Source organism: Radicibacter daui, assembly GCA_030657355.1.
GTDB classification, from domain to species: Bacteria; Pseudomonadota; Alphaproteobacteria; order Radicibacterales; family Radicibacteraceae; genus Radicibacter; species Radicibacter daui.
In genome coordinates this window covers 2758086-2776912 of record CP131056.1, presented here as the reverse complement: position 1 = coordinate 2776912, position 18827 = coordinate 2758086, and the positions used below count along the sequence as shown (strand labels likewise).

The following is an 18827-nucleotide window of genomic DNA, read 5'->3' as shown; positions in this document are numbered from 1 at the left end:
CCCACGGCGGTTTTTCAGCATCCGCTGCGCCAGTTTTCTCCCGCCCCACCCGTATAAGGCTGGAAGGGGAGACTAATGAGCGACTTGTCTGGTCTGGAAGGCGCTATCGGCCAGGGGCACGTGGGGATCGTGTCCTTCGATGTGTTCGACACGCTGCTTTACCGCAAGGTGTCGAGCCCCGACGGGGTTTATGCCGCCACGGCCGGCATCCTCGGCGTCGACCCCCGGCTTTTCTGCCAGTATCGCCGCATTGCCGAATTCACCGCCCGCAAGGCGGTGCCGGGCCTTGAAGCCACCATTCATGAAATCTATGCCGCTTTTCCCGTCGGCCGTTTCGGCTGGGGAGAGGAAAAACGCGGCGAACTGGTCGAGGCGGAGTTTGCAGCCGAGATGGCGCTCTGTTTTGCCAACACGGACATGCTGGCGATTGCCGGAAGCTGCAAGGCGGCGGGCGCCAGCATCGGCGTGCTGTCGGATACCTATTGGGGCAACGGGCTGCTGGCGCGGCTGCTGGTTGCCAAATGTCCCGGCCTCACCTTCGATTTCATTTATGCCTCCAGCGATCACCGCGCCTCCAAGGCCGGCGGTCTGTTTCGCCGGGTTAAGGCTGACATGGCGATTGCCGATGCCGGCAGCTGGATGCATTGGGGCGACAATCCCGGTGCCGATGTGGCAGCGGCGGAAAAGCTGGGCATCCGTGCGGTGCATTTTCCGCAAGGGGCGCCGCTGCACCAGAGCCTGCGCGAGCGCGAGGTGCGGATGACGCGCCTTGCCCCGAATGGCGGGGATGCCGCGCTGGTGGATGGCGGCATGGAGATTCTGCGCCGTATCGCCAGCCATGATGAGGCCTTTGACGATCCGTTCCATGCCGTGGGCGCGAGTGTGCTGGGCCCCGTGCTCACCACCTTCATCTACGACGTCTCCCGCCGGTTTGCCGCGCTCCGGGCACGCAATCCCAAGGCCCGCATCGCCTTTCTGGCGCGGGACGGATTTTTGCCCTACCGCCTGTGGCGCGCGGAGGGGATGCCGGAGGCGGCCTATGTCGATCTCAACCGCCGGGTGACGCTGATTGGCGCTTCGGCCGATGTCGGCCGGATCGCCAGTTTCCTCAGCCGGCTTGACCGGGTGATGCTGCCAGGGTTGGAGAGTTTTCTCGGCCTGCGCAGCCCGGCGCTGGAGGCGTATTTTTCGGCCTGCCCGGACGGCGTTGCCGATGCCGCGGAGCTGGCCGAAGCCCTGCCGAGCCTGCTCGGAAACCGCGACCTTTCCGCTTCCGCCGCCCTCGTGCGCCGGCAGATTGTGCTGCATCTGGAAAACCGCATTGCGGATTTTGCCGACTGCGGCGACCTGATGCTGGTCGATATCGGCTATACCGGCACGGTGCAGAAAAGCCTGCGGGAAGTGCTGGATCTGGAAGGCATCTCCACCCGGCTGCATGGCGTCTACCTGCTGCCCTCGGACGAGGATTTGCAGGAACTGGCGCCGGGTGATACTGCGGGCGGTCTGATTGATGATCGTGTCGTCCTGCCATCGCTCAAGCGTTGCCTGCTGCGCAACGTGGCGGTGCTGGAACAGCTGATGAGCGAACCGGTCGGCTCCGTGCGCGAATATCGCGGCGGCGAGCCGGTGCGAGAGGTGGAGGTACGATCCTCCCACCAGCTGCGCCTGATGCTGCGTGCCCATGAAGGCGCACTTTCCTTCAGCCAGCTGGCGGCGGCGCAGCGGGCGGCGGGCCTTGACCCCTTTGCCAATCTCGACACCGCAACCCGCGCCGCGGCTGTCACGCTTGCCCGTTTCCTGCTCTGGCCGCTGCCGCAGGAGGTGGAGGCCTTCTCCCGGCTCGACCATGACATCAATCTTGGCACCGTCGGGCACGTGTCGCTGGTAGACGGGGCGGCGATTGCCGCCCTAGGCGCCGTGCATCAGCAATCCGCACTCTTCACCGCCACGGAACCGCCGATGTGGCTGGCTGCAAGCCTCGCCGTTGCCGATCCGCAGCTGGCTTATCCCTACCTGCTCTGGAGCCATGGCGCCGGCGGCGAAATGGCGGTAGGCGAAGAGGTGGTGGGCGACATGATGGCCACGCTCTTTCGCGGACAGGAGGGGGCGCAGATCTCCGTGCCGCTCGTGCGCCTTGCCAGCGGGGACTATCGCGCCCGCCTGCCGGTTTCGGCGCGTTATCGCGGCGATGTGGCGGCGCTGCTGCTCGGCGATATCGCCAGCGGCGGGTTTGTGCGCTCGCTGGCTTTCCAGAGCGGCCCCGGCGCCGGGGCCGCCATGAAGGCACCGCCGCGCCTTATCGATCTTTCGCTGATGCGCGGCCTCGGCCTCGACATCGCCGGCGGCGTTTTCCGCTGCCTCGGGCCGGAGGCGCATCTGCTGCTGCCCGTGCCGGCGGGGGAAGATACCGCCGTGCTCACCCTTACTTTTGCCTGCCTGCCTCCGCGTGAGGCAGCGGCGAGCGAACCTGCCAGGAAAGGCAAGGACGCCTACGCGTGAAGAGGTCTCAAGGTATGAGAGTTGTCGCCTTCGTCCCCGCCAAGGGCACCAGCGAGCGGATCTGGAACAAGAATGTCAGCCTGCTCGATGGCAAGCCGCTCATCCTGCACACGCTGGAAAAGCTGTGCGCCATAGACGCCATCGATCTGGTGGTGCTCGATACGGAGAGTGAGGAACTCTGGCAACTGGCGGCCGAATTGCCGGTGCAGCGCCTGCGCCGCGACCCGGCGCTCGCCACCAACGCCACCGACGGGCACGAGCTTTTCCTCAATGAGGTAAAGCATATCGATGCCGACATCTGCCTGCAGGTGCTCTGCACCGCCCCCTTCGTGGCGCCCGCCACCATCCGCAAGGCCATCGATATCCTGACCGAGCGGCCGGAGGTGGATTCCGTGCTGCTGACCCGGCGCGAAAAACAATACCGCTGGGAAAATGGCCGGCCGGCCTATGGCGAAGGCCGCGTGCCCAACAGTGTCGATCTGCCGGCAACTGTCATCGAGGCCATGTCCTTCTACGCCATGCGGCGGGATGCGGCGCTCGATACCGGTAAGCGTTATGGCCGCAATCCGGTGCTGCTGGAAGCCGGGCCGATGGAGAATATCGACATCAACCAGCCGGAGGATTTTGCCCTTGCCGAGCTGGTGGCCGCCGGTCAGCGCGAGAAGGAACAGCTGCGCCTTGCCACCATCAGGGAGGTGCTTTCCAGCCCCATGCTCTCCGACATTCTCGACGATCTCGGGCATGACGGGGTGGTGCATGGCCTCCGGCCCAATATTTCCGGCGCCCGCTTCTTTGGCCGTGCCAAGACGCTGAAACTGCGTGCGCTGGAAGCCGGGGAGGATTATCGCGGCATCTATGATGCGCTGGAGACCTATCGCGGCATTGTGCCCGGCGATGTGGTGGTGGTCGAAAACGGCATGCCGGGATTTGCCTATTTCGGCGAGCTGAATGCCCGCCTTGCCCGCCGCTGCGGCGCCGTGGGTGCGATCATTGACGGCATGACGCGCGACAGCGCCGATGTCGCCCGGCTGGAGCTGCCCGTCTTTGCCCGCGGCAATAACTGCGCCGATGTGCGCCGCCGGGCGACCGTGGAGCATTTCAACCGCCGCATCCTCATCGGCGGCGTGATGGTGCGCCCCGGCGATCTTATATTCGCCGATGGTGACGGTGTTGTCGTCATCCCGCGTTATCTGGAAGAGCGCGTGCTCGACATGGCGCTGGAAAACGCCCGGCGCGAGCGCGCCATTGCCTGCGATATCGCCCTTGGCATCGAGACGGATAGCATCCTCTCGCGCCAGGGCGAGTTCTAGGCCCGGGGCCGGGGAGGGCGGAGCGGCGCCATGCGCATCCTCGTCCATTCCGAGCCGATGGTGCTGTGCGGCCATGCCCACCATCTGTGGTTCTGGCAGGACATGCTGCTGCGCATCGCCGGCCAGGTGACGGCGCGCGGTGTGCCGCAATTCACCAGCTTTCATCTTGTTGCCAATCTGGCGATGGCGGACCGGGCTTCCACCCGCCAGCGCCTGCCGGTCTCGCAGGTAACCGTCATGCCCGGCGCCCTGCTGGCGGATGCCACCGGTTTGGGCCCGGCCGGGGCGCTGAAGGCACTGGCAGACGGCAATACGGCGGTGGTCGATGCGATGGCCGAGGTCTACAGGGCCTTGCTGCCGCCCGGGCATTTTGACCTTGTGCTGACCAATTCGCCCAGTGCCGCGCTGTGGCACAGGCTCTATCCCGGCTCGGTGGTGCTGCATGCCGAAGGCGGGCCGGTGACGCGCGCGCCTTACCCCTTCCTCTTCTTTCTCGATCCCTGGGGCATGTATGGCAGCTCTGCCCCGGCACGGCTTGGCCTGTGGCCGGGCGGGGCGGAGGATGGCTGGCTTGAGGATATGACGCTGGGCTGGCGGCGGCAGATGTCACCGGCTTCCCGTGCCGGCCGCAAGGTCACGGCGCTGCGCGAGCGCTGGCAGAAACTCATCCTGCTGCCCTTGCAGTTCAGCGGCCATTTCGGCTGGACGCAGCATAGCGGCTTTGCCCATCAGGGTGCCTTCTTCTGGGATTTCATCGAACGCATTCCGCCGGAATGGGCGGTGATCGTCACCGAGCATGAAATCTCCAAACTGGTGGGGGAGGCTGTCGATGCCCATACCCGCCATCTGGTCAGCAAATATTATCCGAACGTTATTTTTGCAGACACCGCGCTCATGGGCCTCACCGGGCAGTCGCTGGTGCCGCTGGTGGATATCATCGCCAGCGTCAGTTCCTCCGTCGGGGTGCAGGCGGCCCTGCACGGCATCCCCCTGCTGGCTCTGGGCAACAGTCATCTCGCGACTTACGCCACCTGGACCAGCGTGGGCGATATGCTGGAGCAGCCCGACCGGCAACCGCCGCCGATGGCGGGTGCGCTTTCCTGGCTGCTGACGGACTACTCCATGCCGCTTTCCCGCAGCCTTGATGGTGTGTTTCTGGAAGAGCGGCTGCTCTCGCTGATGCGCGGCTATCGCAAATGGAAGCTGGACCCCTCGCCGGAGCGCATGCGCCGTACCTTCAGCCCTGCCGCCGGTGATCTGGGGGACCTTGTTGCCGGTGTTACGCAGCGCGAGCTTTTGCCGGCCTGGTGACGCCGATTGCCGGAAACATCCATCCGTATGTGATTGGCAACCAAACCAGATTCCCGCTTGGGTTGTTGCTAGAATTCGGGCTCTATTCCGTCATCATAAGAACGAGGAAGGCAGGTCATCCTGCCTTTCCGGCTTCTTTGGGGGGAAAGAGCATGCTGCGCGCCGCATCACGTCCATTCGCGATCCTGGCCTTGTCGATGTGGGCCCTGACGGGCCTCCCGGCCGCCGCAGCAACCCAGCCGCAAAGCGGCGAGGGGCAGACCATCAAACCCAGCTTTGACTGTTCCGGCAGGCTGAACCCGCTGGAAACCCTGATCTGTGAGGATACGGATCTTGCCCGGCAGGATGACGAGCTGGCCCGGCTTTATGGCTCGCTGAAGGAAAGCCAGCCCGCCGCAGGCTGGACGCAGATTGCCGAGGCGCAGAAGCGCTGGCTGAGCGCCCGCAACAAGGATTGCGCCCTGCCGGAAGGTGAGCTTGGTAATCTCACCCGCCGGCATCAGGCCGAAACCTGCCTTGCCGATGCCTACCGGCAGCGCCTTGCCGCGCTGACTGATTTTTCAACTCCCGGCATGTCCGTGGTTGCTGACCCGCAGGTGAAATCGGACCAGTCGGTGGCTGAAGTCTGCCTCGACTTCGATGCCCCGCTCGATCAGGCCCACAAGGCGGGGATCGGCGCCTTTGTCACCACCGAGCCCGCGGTCAAGTTCGGGTGGCGGGTGGAGCGCAGCAGCCTGTGCCTTGATGGTTTCGAGCATTCCACCGACTACACACTCCACCTCGCCGCCGGCCTGCCGGGCGTGGGGGCGGTGCTCAAATCACCCTATGAGGCAAAGGTCAGCATCGGCGCCCGGCCGCAGCGTCTGCGCGTTGCCAGCAGTGGCCATGTGCTGCCCAGAAGCGGCGATGCCGCCTTCCCGGTGGAGACGGTCAATATCGACAAGGTGAGCGTCGCCCTGCTGCAACTGAAGCCGGAGGATCTCATCCGCTATCTCGGTGCCCACCCGCTGGAGGAGGATGGCAGTTATGCCCGCTTCGGCCGGCTTGCCGCGCAGGCCGGCAAGCTGCTGTGGAAGGGCGAGTTGATGCCGGCAGCCCGCAAGGATCAGACGGTCACGACCGCGCTGCCGCTCGCCAAGGCGGCAGGCGATCTGCCGCCGGGGGCCTATCTGCTGGCGCTGGAGCCGACGCCGACCGATGGCGCGGACGCCCGTTTCGAAGGGCGGCCCGGCTCGGTCTTTCACTGGTTCACCATCTCCGACATCGGCCTCAGTCTCTATCAGGGAGAAGGCGGGCTGACAGTCATCTCCCGCTCCGCCGCCAGCACCAGACCGCTCTCCGGCATCAAGTTCCAGCTCATGGCACGCGGCGGCGATGTGCTGACCAAAGTAGAAAGCGGGGAGGACGGCCTTGCCCATATCGGCGCCGGTTTCCTGCGCGGCACGAAGGAGAATACGCCGGGCCTGCTTTATGCCTGGGGGCCGGAAGGGGATTTCACCCTGTTTGACCTGTCGGACGGGCTGATCGAGCTTTCCGACCGCGGTGTGAGTGGCCGGCCGGCGCCAGGTCCGCTCGATGCTTACGTGACCAGCGAGCGCGGCATCTACCGGCCGGGTGAGACGGTGCATTTCACCCTGTTGCTGCGCGACGGCAAGGCGGGCGATACCGGCGGCCTGCCGGTTGCCCTTTCCGTGCGCCGCCCGGATGACCAGCAGGTCTGGCGCCTTGCCCTGAAAGATGAGGGAGGCGGCAGTTACACCGGTGAGGTAACGATCCCGCCAAGCGCTTCCCCCGGCACCTGGGCGGCACTTGCTTTTGTTGGTGATGGCAAGGTTTCCACGGGCCGTGTCGATTTCCAGGTGCAGGATTTCCAGCCGCCGCAGATCGAGACCAAACTTGATGTGGCCAGCGCCGCCGCCACGCCGGATGCGCCGCTCGGCCTCACTATCGGGGCGGATTATCTCTATGGTGCGCCCGCTGCCGGTCTTGATGGCGAGGTGGACAGTTACATTCGCGTCGCGGCCCACCGCGGTCCGGCGAAGGAGGATGACGGTTACCAGTACGGTCTGGTGCAGGAAACGGCGCCGGAATCCGTGCGGCAGGAAGTGACCTCCTTCACCACCGGGGACGATGGCAAGGCGTCGCTTGATCTTTCTCTCTCTGAAATGCCCGACACTTCCTACCCGCTGGAAGCCGTCATTACCGCCAGTGTGATGGAGGAGGGCGGGCGCCCGGTGGAGCGCCGGCGCATCGTCGCCATCGCCAACAATGCTTTCGATATCGGCATCCGTCCGCTCGCCTCGGCCAGCCATCTGGATGATGACGCGCCGGCGCGGTTTGACGTCGTCGTCAAGGATGCCGCCGGTACGCCCGTCGTCCGCAGCGGCCTCGACTGGCGGCTGGTGCGGGAGGATGTGGATTATGTCTGGTACGATCAGGGTTACCGTTGGCGCTACAAGACCGTCTATTACGACCGCGAGACGGTTGCGCAGGGCACGCTTGATTATGATGGCCAGCAGCCCGCGCGCATTGATGCCGAGTTCAAGGGCTGGGGCAGCTTTCGCCTTGAGGTGACTGATCCGGCAACCGGCCTTGTCTCCAGCACCCGCTTCTGGGGCGGCTGGGGGGAGATTGCCGGGGCGGATGAGGATGAGCGCCCGGACAAGGTGGACCTCACGCTGGCCCCGGGCAGCGTTTCCGCCGGCGGCAAGGCCCGGCTGCATGTAACGGCGCCTTTTACCGGCGTTGCCGATCTGGTGGTAGCCGGTGCTTCCGTGCGCTCGCATCTGAGCGTCGACGTCTCGCCGGATGGCACGGATGTCGAACTGCCGATGCCGGCCGATGCGGTGGGCGGCCTCTATGTGCTTGCCAATGCTTTTGCCGCCCCCTCGCAGCGGCCGGGTTATGTGCCGGCGCGTGCCGTGGGTGTGCTCTGGGTGCCGCTTGATGATCAGGCCAACCGGCTGGAGGTAGCGCTGGCGGCACCGGACAGCATGGAGCCGGGCACCAGACTTGAGACGGAAATCTCTCTTTCCAACCTCGCTGACGGACCGGCCTGGGTCACGCTCGCCGCAGTCGATGACGGGGTGCTGGGGCTTACCGGCTATAAGGCGCCGGATCCGTTCGCGTGGTATCTCGGCCAGCGGGCGCTGGGCGTCAGCCTGTCCGATAATTACAGCGACTTTATCGATGCTTCGCGTGCCGAGGCCGGGGAATTCCGCTCCGGCGGCGACGGTGCTGGATTCACCGATTCCGGCCAGCTTTCCAACCTGCCGCGCAAGGGCCGCCCTGTGGTCTCGCTCGTCAGCGGTGTGGTTGAGGTCAAGGGCGGCAAGGCCGTGGTGCCGTTCGAGGTGCCGGAATTTGACGGCCGCCTGCGCCTGATGGTCATGGCCTGGCAAAAGGGCGCGCATTTCGGCCATGCCGACCGCACGCTGCTGGTGCGCCGCCCGCTGGTGGCGGACCTTGCAATGCCACTGTTCCTGGCGCCCGGCGACAAGGCGGACCTGACCTTGTCGATGAACAACCTGCAGGCCCCGGAGGGGGATTATGTGGCGACCCTTTCCACCAGCGGTGCCGTTCTGCTGCAAGGAGCAGCCGAGCAACATCTGACGCTGGCCCCCGGCCAGCACGCCAGGGCCGGCTTTACCGTTGCCGCCATCGCCGGGGTGGGCGAGGGGGAGGTGACGCTGGCCGTCACCGGCCCCGGCGGCTTCAGCCAGACCCGCCATTGGCCGCTCGATGTGCGCTCCGGCAACGGGGTGGAAAGCGAGCGTTATATCTCCGAGCTGAAGCCGGGCGAGACGCTGGCGCTCGATCCGGCCCTCCTCAAGCGCTTTTACCCCTCCACGCTCAAGGTCAGCCTTGGCGCCAATCCGCTGCCTGACCTTGGTGTGCCGGCCATCCTCGCGAGCCTTGCGGCGTACCCCTATGGCTGCTCGGAGCAGACGACCAGCACCGGTTTTCCTCTGCTGATGACGGAGAGCTTCAAGGACTATTTCACCAACGGCCTGCACCGGCCGGACCCGGCAGGCCTGCAGCAGGCGCTCGACCGGCTTGCCACTTACCAGCTGGGCGATGGCGAATTTGGCCAATGGAGCAATGACTGGAGCGGTTCGCCCTGGATATCCGTCTATGTCAGCGATTTTCTCTATCAGGTAAACGCAGCGAAACCGGACGGCGTCAAACTGCCGCCGGGCATGCTGGATCGGACGGCAAATTTCCTGAAGCGCCGGGCAGCGGATGAGGATACGGACGACCAGTCACTCTCGACGGCGGCCTATGCCCAGTATGTGCTCGCCCGTAGCGGGCTTGCCGATGGCGCGCGGGTGCGTCGTTTCTATCTGACGAATTTCGACAAACTGCCCGATGCGCTGTCAAAGGCCATGGTCGGCGCCGCGCTGGCGCAGACCGGCAACCGCACCGAAGCTGCGAAGGCGATGTCAGCGGTCCTTGCCGGAGAGCAGGATCTCGGGGGCAACTACTGGCAGTCCTTCAACTACGCCAGCGCCTTGCGCGATAGGGCCGCCATCCTGACGCTGATGGCTGAAAGCGGCGTGGTGGAGTGGCCGCAGGTGATCGGCACGGCAAAGCGCCTTTCCGCCGATGTGCAGCATGAACGCTGGCTCTCCACGCAGGAGGAAGCCTGGGTGCTGCGCGCCGCCCGGGCCTTGCGGCAGGCGCCGGCCGGCCAGCTGAAGCTGGCCGTGGGCGACCAGCAGCAGAGCCTTGAGGCCGGGAAAGTCTATCTCGCTTCCGCCTCGGGCGCTGAGGAGGCGGCAAAGCTGCCGGCGCTGCGCAATGCCGGTGACAGCACGGCCGATGGCTTCATCTCCTTGTCCGGCGTGCCCGCCGGCATCGCGCCCGCGCGGCAGGAAGGTTATTCCGTCCATCGCTCGGTCTATGACCGTGACGGCAACGCGCTTTCGCCCGATGCGCTGCATCAGGGCGACGCCGTGGTAGTGGTGATCGAAGGTACGCTGGAGGCCGCGGACAGGCTCGCCCAGACGCTGATCGTCGACTACCTGCCGGCCGGGCTGGAGCTGGAGAATGCCGCGCTGGTGCAGGGCGATAGCGACGGTGAGGGGGAAGGGCGCTTTGGCTGGCTTGGCGAGCTATCGAGCCCCGACCATCTGGAACTGCGCGATGACCGCTATGTCGCCGCGCTGGAACTGGACAGCCGCCCGCACTGGAGCGATGACGCCGCCCGTTTCAAGCTCGCCTATGTCGCCCGAGTTGTGACGCCCGGCAGCTTCAGCTGGGCTGGCAGTTATGTGGAGGACATGTTCGCCCCGACCCGGTTCGGCCGTGACACGCCCGCGACCATGACCGCCACCCCGAAAGACTGAGGGCGCGATGCCGGGCGACCTTCAGCCTGAGAGAGCAATAGCAGCCAGTGGCCGTAAATCCGGTCGCTGGCTGGCTTATGGCGGTGGCGCGCTGCTGGCTGTGTTTGCCTTGTGGCGCATTGCCGACAGTGCGTTTCCGCCGGATCTGCAGCGCTATCAGGACCGCTCGGTGGAGGTAGTGGACCGGCAGGGGGAGCCGCTGCGCAACTTCCTCAGCCGGGACGACAAGCGCCGCTACCTGACAAAGGCCGGCGATGTGGACCCGCTTTACCTTCAAACCTTGCTGGCGTTTGAGGACAAGCGCTTCTGGCAGCACCCGGGTGTCGATGCGCTGGCCGCCTTGCGGGCGGCAGGCCAGCTTGCGGCCCACGGCCATGTTGTCTCCGGCGCTTCCACCCTTGCCATGCAGGCAGCGCGCCTGCTGGAGCCACGGCCGCGTACGCTGCCTTCCAAGCTCATCGAAATGGCGCGGGCGCTCCAGCTGGAAGCAATCCTTGGCCGGGAACAGACACTTTCCCTCTATCTGAGCCTCGCGCCTTTCGGCGGTAATCTCGAAGGGGTGCGGGCTGCCTCGCTCACCTGGTTCGGCAAGGAGCCGGGGCGTCTTACCGCTGCTGAAGCCGCGTTGCTGGTGGCCGTGCCGCAATCGCCCGAAAGGCTGCGGCCTGACCGTTTTCCGGAGGCGGCCCGGGCGGCTCGCAACCGCGTGATCGAGCGGGCTTTTGCTGCCGGTGTTCTGGATGCGCAGAGCCGGAATGAGGCGCTGGCCGCGCCGCTGCGGCTGACCCCGGCGCCGGAGCCTTTTCTGGCTCCCCATCTGGCCGAGGCGCTGGTTGCGAAGGCTGGAAGCAGCACGACCCGCATCGCCACCACGCTTGACGCAACCCTTCAACGCCGTGCCGAAGCGGTGCTCGCCGCCGCCACGGACAGGCTGCCGCAAGGCGCAGGGCTTGCCGCGCTGGTGGTGGATGCCGGCAGCGCGAATATCCTCGCCTCCATCGGCAGCGGCGATTATTTCAACCGGGCGCGCCTTGGCATGGTGGATATGACCGGCGCCTTGCGCTCGCCCGGCTCGGCGCTGAAGCCCTTTATCTATGGCCTTGCCTTCGATCATGCCTTCTTGCGACCGGACAGCGTCATCGATGACCGTGCCCTGGATTTTGGTGGTTACGCCCCGCGTAATTTTGATGGCGGCTTTCATGGTCAGGTAACAGCGGCAGAGGCGCTGCGCCGCTCGCTTAATGTGCCGGCGGTGGCGGTGCTGGACCGGCTGGGGCCGGGGCGCTTCGATGCCGCGCTTACCCGCGTCGGCGTCGATCTGGCCTTTCCGCTGGGGGCGGAGGCGGCTTCCCTGCCCATCGCGCTCGGCGGCGCCGGCATCAGTCTTGCCGATCTCACGCGGCTTTATGTGTCGCTTGGCCATCAAGGCAAGGCACCGCTTGCCCTGCGCGCAGTGCAGGATGCCCCACCGGCACGGTTCCTGCCGCTGATGGCGCCCGATGCTGCCAGTGATGTGCTCACCATCCTGCACAGCCTGCCGCCGCCGCTGGGCCGGGCGGATGCGCTGGCGCTGCCGGGCGGGCGGCCTGTCGCCTACAAGACCGGTACCTCCTACGGTTACCGCGATGCCTGGGCGGTTGGCCTCTGGAACGGATATGTCGTTGGCGTCTGGGTTGGCCGGCCGGACGGGCGCCCCTGTGCCTACTGCACCGGGTATGGCGCCGCCGCGCCGCTGCTGTTCGATCTGGTAGACATGCTGCCCCGCCGGCCGGGCCGTGATGCGGATGTCGGGGCGGGGAGTGTCGCGGTGCGCCGGCCCCAACTGGCGGCTCCTTCGGCGGTGCGTACCCTTGGCATTGCCTTTCCGCCCGATGGCGGCCGGCTTGCCCTGCCGGCAGGTCGCAGCCGCCTGCCGCTGGAAGCAAGCGGTGGCCGGCTGCCCATCCGCTGGCTGGTCAATGGCCACCCGCTTGCGGGTAGCGGCGCCGGGCGGCAAATCCTCTGGCAGCCCGAGGGTGGCGGCTTCCAGCGCATCGAGGCGATCGACGCCACCGGCGCGGCCGCGGCTGTTGATGTGTTCGTCGAGGCGGGCGGCTAGGTTTGCGCTTGATGCCGGCTTGAGGGATAATCCCGCCGCTTTCCGCTGAACGGCATATTTCGGGATTTATAAATGGGCGAGCGCCTTACCCCCACTTACGAGCAGAGCAATGAAGAGCGGCTTGCCGCGGCCCTGCGCGAAAACCTCAAGAAGCGCAAGGCGCAGCTGCGCGGCCGGCGCGAGGATGTGGCCGATGCCGAGGCTGCCGCGCATGGCACCGTTGCCGGCAAGGCGGGCGAGAAGACGGGCCCGGACAGCAGCAAGGCTTGAGCGCTGCCCGATAGCTCTATAAAACGCGGGGGGTAAGATTATCCCCTGTCACCGTCCGGCCGCTTCAGGTTTCTTCGGGCGGCTTTCACAGACGATTTTGACCTGAAAACGAAAGGCGCTTCCCGCATGGCGGTGATGTCCGATAACTGGATCCGCGAGATGTCCGTCAAGCATGGCATGATCGAACCGTTCCAGGAAAAACTGAGCCGTGAAGGCGTCATTTCCTACGGTCTTTCCAGTTACGGTTATGACGCGCGCCTTTCGCGCGAGTTCAAGATCTTCACCAATGTCGACAACGCCATCGTCGATCCCAAGGCGTTCCAGCAGAACAGCTTTGTCGAGCGCGAGGTGGATGTCTGCGTGATCCCGCCAAACAGCTTTGCGCTCGCCCGCACGGTTGAATATTTCCGCGTGCCGCGCGACGTGCTGGTGATCTGCCTTGGCAAATCCACCTATGCCCGCTGCGGCCTCATCGTCAACGTGACCCCGCTTGAGCCGGAGTGGGAAGGCCATGTGACGCTGGAAATCTCCAACACCACGCCGCTGCCGGCGCGTGTTTATGCCAATGAAGGTGTGTGCCAGTTCATCTTCCTGCAGGGCGACCAGCCTTGCGAGGTGAGCTATGCTGACAGGTCTGGCAAATATATGGGCCAGCGCGGGGTTACATTGCCGCGCATGTGACAAAATCGCCGTGTCAAACAAGGGCACGGGCGACATCACTGGGTGTGCTTGCGGCCGGGTGGGGCAGGCATCGTCTGATAGGGGCGGTGTCTTGACCGGTCGGGATTTCTCGAGATGAGCCCGCCAAGATGAGGCGGGCGGCAGGGGCATTTCATGGACAAGATCAGGATCAGGGGCGGCAAGCCGCTGGACGGGACCATCGAGATCGGCGGCGCCAAGAACGCGGCCCTGCCGCTGATGGTGTGCGGCCTGCTGACGGACGAGCCGCTGACGCTCACCAACATCCCCTCCACGCTGATGGATATCCGCACGCTGGGCGAGCTCTTGACCCAGCATGGCAGCGAGGTTGTGGTAAAGGGCGAGGGCGCCGGCCGCGCCATGACCATCACCACGAAGAACATCACCAGCACCACCGCACCTTATGATCTCGTGCGCAAGATGCGGGCTTCCATCCTCGTGCTAGGCCCGCTGGTGGCGCGCGAACATGAAGCGCGCGTGTCGCTGCCGGGCGGATGTGCCATCGGCAGCCGTCCGGTCGATCTGCATCTGGACGGGCTTGCGGCGCTGGGCGCCGAGATCGAGCTGACGGATGGTTATGTCGTGGCCCGTGCGCCGGGCGGCCTCAAGGGCGCCGAGGTTGTCTTCCCGAAGGTTTCCGTCGGTGCGACCGAGCATCTGATGATGGCGGCAGCCCTTGCCAAGGGCACCACCACCCTCATCAACGCGGCCCGCGAGCCGGAAGTGGTGGACCTTGCCGTCTGCCTCAATGCCATGGGCGCGGAGATCACCGGCGCGGGCACCGACCGTATCGTTATCGTCGGCAAGGACCGGCTGCATGGGGCAACCCATGAAGTGGTGCCGGACCGTATCGAAATCGGCACCTACATGATGGCAGTCGGCATTGCCGGTGGCCGGGTGTTCCTGCCGCGCGCCCGCATCGATCTGCTGAAGGCGGCCGTCAAGTCCATGCGCGAGGCCGGCATTGCCTTCACCGAGCGTGATGGCGGTGTGGAAGTGACCGCGCCGAAGGGCGGGCTCAAGGGCGTCGACGTGGTGACCGAGCCGTTCCCCGGCTTCCCGACGGATCTTCAGGCCCAGTTCATGGCCATGATGACGGTGTGCAACGGCGCCTCGATGGTCACCGAGACGATCTTCGAGAACCGCTTCATGCATGTGCCGGAGCTTGGCCGCATGGGCGCCAACATCACCGTCCACGGCTCCAGCGCCCTTGTGCGCGGCGTGCCGCGCCTTACCGGCGCTCCGGTGATGGCAACGGACCTGCGCGCCTCGGTGTCGCTGGTGCTGGCGGGCCTTGCCGCCCAGGGCGAAACCATCGTCAACCGCGTCTATCATCTTGATCGCGGTTACGAGCGCCTTGAAGCCAAGCTGAGTGCCTGCGGCGCCGATATCGAGCGCCTCAAGGAAAGCATGGCGGCTGAATAAGCCGCCTTTTTCCGCGCCCTTCGCCCCGGAGATGCCGCCGATGGTTGGACCCGTAAAGCTGATCGCGCGTGACGGCGAGGATATCGCCGTCATCGCCGCCCTGCTGCAGGATGCCATCCTGCCGGCCGGCGACATGGCCTGGATCCCCGGGGAGCAGCGCTTCGTGATGATCGTCAACCGCTTCTGCTGGCCGGGCTCGGAAGAGCGCGGGCAGCAGACGGCGACGGAAGAAGGCGAGGCCCTTTTCCAACGCACCCATTGCGCCGTGCGGGTGGAAGGGGTAAGGGCTGCACGGCTGCGTGGCCTTGATCCCGGCGAGCGCGGGCGGCTGCTCAATATCCTGACAGTCACCCTCGACGGCGCCGAACTGCGGCTGGAGTTTTCCGGCGGGCCCGCCGTGGCGCTGACGCTCGATACGGAGCAGTGGGCGCTGCTGGCGGAGGATCTGGGCGAGACGTGGCCGACAACGCGCGAGCCCAGCCATGATGCCTCTTCCGGGGCGGACGGCACGGCCGGGGCCTGAGGGAAGAAGTCTTTTATGCCTTACGACCGCGACAGCGATACGGACAGCCTTGTGCTGGCGGTGCCGAAGGGGCGCATTCTGGACGATTTGCGCCCGATGCTTTCCAGCGTCGGCATCGAGCCGGAAGCTGCCTTTGACGATCCGCGCAGCCGCGCGCTGCGTTTTGCCACCAACGTGCCCGGGCTGGAGCTGATCCGCGTGCGCTCGTTCGATGTGGCGACCTTCGTGGCCTTCGGCGCGGCGCATATGGGCATTGCCGGCTCCGACGTGCTGATGGAGTTCGATTATCCCGAACTCTACGCCCCGCTCGATCTCGGCATCGGCAAGTGCCGCCTTGCTGTGGCGGCGACGGTCGACAGCATTGCCAGCGACGATCCCAGCCGCTGGAGCCATGTGCGTATCGCCACCAAATATCCGGAAGTGACCAAACGCCATTTCGCCGCGCGCGGCGTGCAGGCGGAATGCATCAAGCTCTCCGGCGCTATGGAATTGGCGCCGACGCTGGGCCTGTGCCGCCGCATCGTCGACTTGGTCTCCACCGGCTCCACGCTCAAGGCCAACGGCCTCATGGAGATCGAGCACATCGCCGATGTGAGCTCGCGTCTCGTGGTCAACCGCGCCGCCTTCAAGACCCGCACGCGCGATGTCGTGCAATGGATCGATCGTTTCCGGGATGTTGTCGATGCCGCTCAGGCTTGATACCGCCGCTGCCGGCTTTGAAGCCGCCTTTGTCGACTTTCTCGCGGGCAAGCGCGAAAGCGCTGCCGATGTGCAGGATGCCGTTGCTGCCATCATCGCCGATGTGAGGAAGCGCGGCGACGATGCGGTGGTGGACTATACCAATCGCTTTGATCGCCAGAGCCTGACGGCCGCGACCCTCAAGGTCACGGAAGCCGAAATCTCCGACGCCCATGGCCGCGTGGCGGAAGATACGGTGGCGGCGCTGCATATGGCGGCTGCCCGCATCAAGGCCTTCCACAGCCGCCAGATGCCGAAGGAAGACCGGTATGTGGATGGCGAGGGCGTGCTGCTGGGCGCGCGCTGGACGCCGCTATCCTCCGTCGGCGTCTATGTACCCGGCGGGCTGGCGGCCTATCCGTCCTCCGTGCTCATGAACACCGTTCCCGCGCGTGTTGCCGGTGTCGGCCGCGTGGTGATGACGGTGCCGGCGCCCGATGGCGTGTTGAACCCGCTGGTGCTGGTGGCCGCCCGCGCCGCCGGTGTGGACGAGGTCTACAAGGTGGGCGGCGCGCAGGCTGTCGCCGCCCTTGCCCATGGCACCGCCACCATTCGCCCTGTCGACAAGATCGTCGGCCCCGGCAATGCCTATGTTGCTGCCGCCAAGCGTCAGGTCTTCGGCACCGTCGGTATCGACATGGTGGCCGGGCCGTCCGAAATTCTCGTTGTGGCCGACCGCGATAACGATCCGGTCTGGATTGCCGTCGACCTGCTTTCCCAGGCGGAACATGACGAGGTGGCGCAGGCCATTCTCGTGACCGACGATGCCGCCTTCGCCCAGAAGGTGGCTGCCGCCGTCGAGGATGAGCTGACCAGGGCGCCACGCGCCGATATCGCCCGCGCGAGCTGGCGCGATCATGGCGCCATCATCCTGGTGCGCTCGATGGAAGAGGTGCCCGCCATCGTCAACCGCGTGGCGCCGGAGCATCTGGAGCTCGCCGTTGCCGAGCCGGAAGCCATGATGGCCCGCATTCATCATGCCGGCGCCATCTTCCTTGGCCGCTATACGCCCGAAGCCATCGGCGACTATGTGGCCGGCCCCAATCATGTGCTGCCGACCGCCCGCAGCGCGCGTTTCTCCTCGGGCCTCAACCTGCTCGATTTCATGAAACGCACCACCTTTGTCGGCTGCAATGCCGCTTCGCTTTCCCGCATCGGCCCGGCAGCGGTGACGCTCGCCCATGCCGAAGGGCTTGAAGCCCACGCCCGCTCTATATCGCTGCGGCTGGAGAGCTGATTTCCCCGCGCCCTGACCTCTCCGGAAGGTTAGGGCGCGCAGTAATCTTCTTGATCCTTTCTGTTTTGCGGCGCAACATTCGTTCAAATGCGCGCCTATGGCTGTGCCTGCTACCGGAGCCCCGATTGAACCAGGGGGCGATTCCTCCGGTTCCAGGGAAAAGCCGGACAAGGCAATGCCGCAAAACGGGAGGCAGGATGGTGGGCGAAGTTTGGGCCGCTCCGGCGCCAGCAATGACGGGGGGAGTGACGCAAAGCATGAATGAGCGCCAGCGTATCGTGGAGATCGTGGTTGCCCCCGGCGGTCCGGCCTCGCGCCGCCCGGAGGTGGAGAGCGACCGCCGCGTGGCGATTCAGGACCTTCTGGAGCAGAACAGCTTTTCCCCCGTCAGCCTTCCGGCGGGGCCCTACCGGCTGGAGATGAAGCTCGACGGGGCGCGCCTGCTGCTGGATGTGCAGAGCGAAGCGGGGGCGCCGCTTGGCGAGATGGCCTTGCCGCTGGCCCCGCTGCGCGCCATCATGCGCGACTACTTCATGATCTGCGACAGCTACTATGACGCGGTAAAAAACCGCCCGGCGCAGATCGAGGCGATCGATATGGGGCGGCGCGCCGTGCATAACGAGGCATCCGAACTGCTGCGCGAGAAGCTGGCGGCCCAGGTCGACATGGACCTGGAAACCGCGCGCCGGCTCTTCACGCTGCTGTGCGTCATGAAGCTTAACGGCTGAGGCGCCGCGGCCATGGAAGATCCCGACGTTCCGGTCTCCGGCGCTGCCGGGGGTAAATCGGCCGAAGCCGGCAGCGCTGCCGGCCCGCGCCCGCATGCCGTGCTTTTTGCCTGCACCTACAACGCCATCCGCTCGCCCATGGCCGAGGGGCTGATGAAGCACTGGGTCGGCCGCAGCATCTATGTGCAGTCCGCCGGTGTTGAAGCGGGGGAGGTGGACCCGATGGTGGTGGAGGTGCTGCGCGAAATCGGCGTGGATTTGACCCGCCACGCCCCCAAGCGCTTTTCCGAACTTTATGACGGCAATTTCGACCTTGTGATCAGCATGACCGAACCGGCCCGCCAGATGGCGCAGGATTGGGCACGCACCCATCACAGCGCGGTCGAGCACTGGCCGATGGCGGACCCCTCCGCCACGGAGGGCAAACGCGAGCAGCGGCTTGATGCTTTCCGGCATCTGAGGGACGGGCTTCTTGCCCGTATAAAGGAAAGATTTCCCCTTTAGCGCATCCGCTTGTATAAAGGCGCCCGTCCTGCCCCTTTCGGGCTCCGGGACTGACGAGATTTCGAACGCCGCTCCGGGCGCGGGGCCCATTTCCTGCGCCTTGAACGGCGTTTGAACCTGAGACACATGAACCAGGG

13 protein-coding genes are annotated in these 18827 nt (G+C 65.7%); all 13 read left to right on the top strand.

Going from position 1 to position 18827, the window contains the following annotated elements; translation table 11 throughout:
• Positions 1 to 75: 75 nt before the first annotated feature.
• The 13 genes from QTL98_RS13145 to QTL98_RS13085 all read left to right on the top strand — a co-directional run bounded on the left by QTL98_RS13145 (position 76) and on the right by QTL98_RS13085 (position 18690).
• Positions 76 to 2499: a hypothetical protein gene (locus QTL98_RS13145; RefSeq protein WP_445678921.1), complete on the top strand. Its 2424-nt coding sequence runs from the start codon at positions 76 to 78 to the stop codon at positions 2497 to 2499.
• Positions 2500 to 2513: 14 nt separating this feature from the next.
• Positions 2514 to 3809 (top strand): RraA family protein, encoded by a 1296-nt coding sequence (locus QTL98_RS13140; protein WP_445678920.1) that lies wholly within the window; start codon positions 2514 to 2516, stop codon positions 3807 to 3809.
• Between the two features lie 30 nt (positions 3810 to 3839).
• Positions 3840 to 5120, top strand: coding sequence for a hypothetical protein (locus QTL98_RS13135; RefSeq protein ID WP_445678919.1), 1281 nt, complete (start codon positions 3840 to 3842; stop codon positions 5118 to 5120).
• Between the two features lie 152 nt (positions 5121 to 5272).
• Positions 5273 to 10468, top strand: a complete 5196-nt coding sequence (locus tag QTL98_RS13130; RefSeq protein WP_445678918.1) for an MG2 domain-containing protein — start codon at positions 5273 to 5275, stop codon at positions 10466 to 10468.
• Between the two features lie 7 nt (positions 10469 to 10475).
• Positions 10476 to 12566 (top strand): penicillin-binding protein 1C, encoded by a 2091-nt coding sequence (gene pbpC / locus QTL98_RS13125; RefSeq protein WP_445678917.1) that lies wholly within the window; start codon positions 10476 to 10478, stop codon positions 12564 to 12566.
• 72 nt (positions 12567 to 12638) lie between these two features.
• Positions 12639 to 12836: a hypothetical protein gene (locus QTL98_RS13120; protein ID WP_445678916.1), complete on the top strand. Its 198-nt coding sequence runs from the start codon at positions 12639 to 12641 to the stop codon at positions 12834 to 12836.
• A 126-nt stretch (positions 12837 to 12962) separates the two neighbouring features.
• Positions 12963 to 13517, top strand: coding sequence for a dCTP deaminase (dcd, locus tag QTL98_RS13115; RefSeq protein ID WP_445678915.1), 555 nt, complete (start codon positions 12963 to 12965; stop codon positions 13515 to 13517).
• A gap of 153 nt (positions 13518 to 13670) precedes the next feature.
• Positions 13671 to 14960, top strand: coding sequence for a UDP-N-acetylglucosamine 1-carboxyvinyltransferase (gene murA / locus QTL98_RS13110; RefSeq protein WP_445678914.1), 1290 nt, complete (start codon positions 13671 to 13673; stop codon positions 14958 to 14960).
• A gap of 40 nt (positions 14961 to 15000) precedes the next feature.
• Entirely contained in the window at positions 15001 to 15483 is a 483-nt protein-coding gene (locus QTL98_RS13105) for a DUF2948 family protein (RefSeq protein WP_445678913.1), read from the top strand.
• A 15-nt stretch (positions 15484 to 15498) separates the two neighbouring features.
• Positions 15499 to 16182 carry an ATP phosphoribosyltransferase gene (hisG, locus tag QTL98_RS13100; protein ID WP_445678912.1) on the top strand — a complete coding sequence of 228 codons (684 nt, stop codon included), beginning with the start codon at positions 15499 to 15501 and terminating at the stop codon, positions 16180 to 16182.
• Positions 16166 to 17458 (top strand): histidinol dehydrogenase, encoded by a 1293-nt coding sequence (gene hisD / locus QTL98_RS13095; protein ID WP_445678911.1) that lies wholly within the window; start codon positions 16166 to 16168, stop codon positions 17456 to 17458. The genes hisG and hisD overlap by 17 nt, the downstream gene beginning before the upstream one ends.
• Positions 17459 to 17715: 257 nt before the next feature.
• On the top strand, positions 17716 to 18186 hold the full coding sequence (locus QTL98_RS13090; RefSeq protein WP_445678910.1) for a UPF0262 family protein: 471 nt from the start codon (positions 17716 to 17718) through the stop codon (positions 18184 to 18186).
• Positions 18187 to 18198: 12 nt separating this feature from the next.
• Positions 18199 to 18690 (top strand): arsenate-mycothiol transferase ArsC, encoded by a 492-nt coding sequence (locus QTL98_RS13085; protein ID WP_445678909.1) that lies wholly within the window; start codon positions 18199 to 18201, stop codon positions 18688 to 18690.
• Positions 18691 to 18827 lie beyond the last annotated feature (137 nt).

Bases quoted from the DNA above. Each gene is read 5' to 3' on its own strand.
- QTL98_RS13120 (WP_445678916.1), top strand. From the start codon at position 12,639: ATGGGCGAGCGCCTTACCCCCACTTACGAGCAGAGCAATGAAGAGCGG.
- dcd (WP_445678915.1), top strand. From the start codon at position 12,963: ATGGCGGTGATGTCCGATAACTGGATCCGCGAGATGTCCGTCAAGCAT.
- QTL98_RS13130 (WP_445678918.1), top strand. From the start codon at position 5,273: ATGCTGCGCGCCGCATCACGTCCATTCGCGATCCTGGCCTTGTCGATG.
- QTL98_RS13140 (WP_445678920.1), top strand. From the start codon at position 2,514: ATGAGAGTTGTCGCCTTCGTCCCCGCCAAGGGCACCAGCGAGCGGATC.
- hisG (WP_445678912.1), top strand. From the start codon at position 15,499: ATGCCTTACGACCGCGACAGCGATACGGACAGCCTTGTGCTGGCGGTG.
- QTL98_RS13090 (WP_445678910.1), top strand. From the start codon at position 17,716: ATGAATGAGCGCCAGCGTATCGTGGAGATCGTGGTTGCCCCCGGCGGT.
- QTL98_RS13135 (WP_445678919.1), top strand. From the start codon at position 3,840: ATGCGCATCCTCGTCCATTCCGAGCCGATGGTGCTGTGCGGCCATGCC.
- murA (WP_445678914.1), top strand. From the start codon at position 13,671: ATGGACAAGATCAGGATCAGGGGCGGCAAGCCGCTGGACGGGACCATC.
- hisD (WP_445678911.1), top strand. From the start codon at position 16,166: ATGCCGCTCAGGCTTGATACCGCCGCTGCCGGCTTTGAAGCCGCCTTT.
- QTL98_RS13145 (WP_445678921.1), top strand. From the start codon at position 76: ATGAGCGACTTGTCTGGTCTGGAAGGCGCTATCGGCCAGGGGCACGTG.
- QTL98_RS13085 (WP_445678909.1), top strand. From the start codon at position 18,199: ATGGAAGATCCCGACGTTCCGGTCTCCGGCGCTGCCGGGGGTAAATCG.
- QTL98_RS13105 (WP_445678913.1), top strand. From the start codon at position 15,001: ATGGTTGGACCCGTAAAGCTGATCGCGCGTGACGGCGAGGATATCGCC.
- pbpC (WP_445678917.1), top strand. From the start codon at position 10,476: ATGCCGGGCGACCTTCAGCCTGAGAGAGCAATAGCAGCCAGTGGCCGT.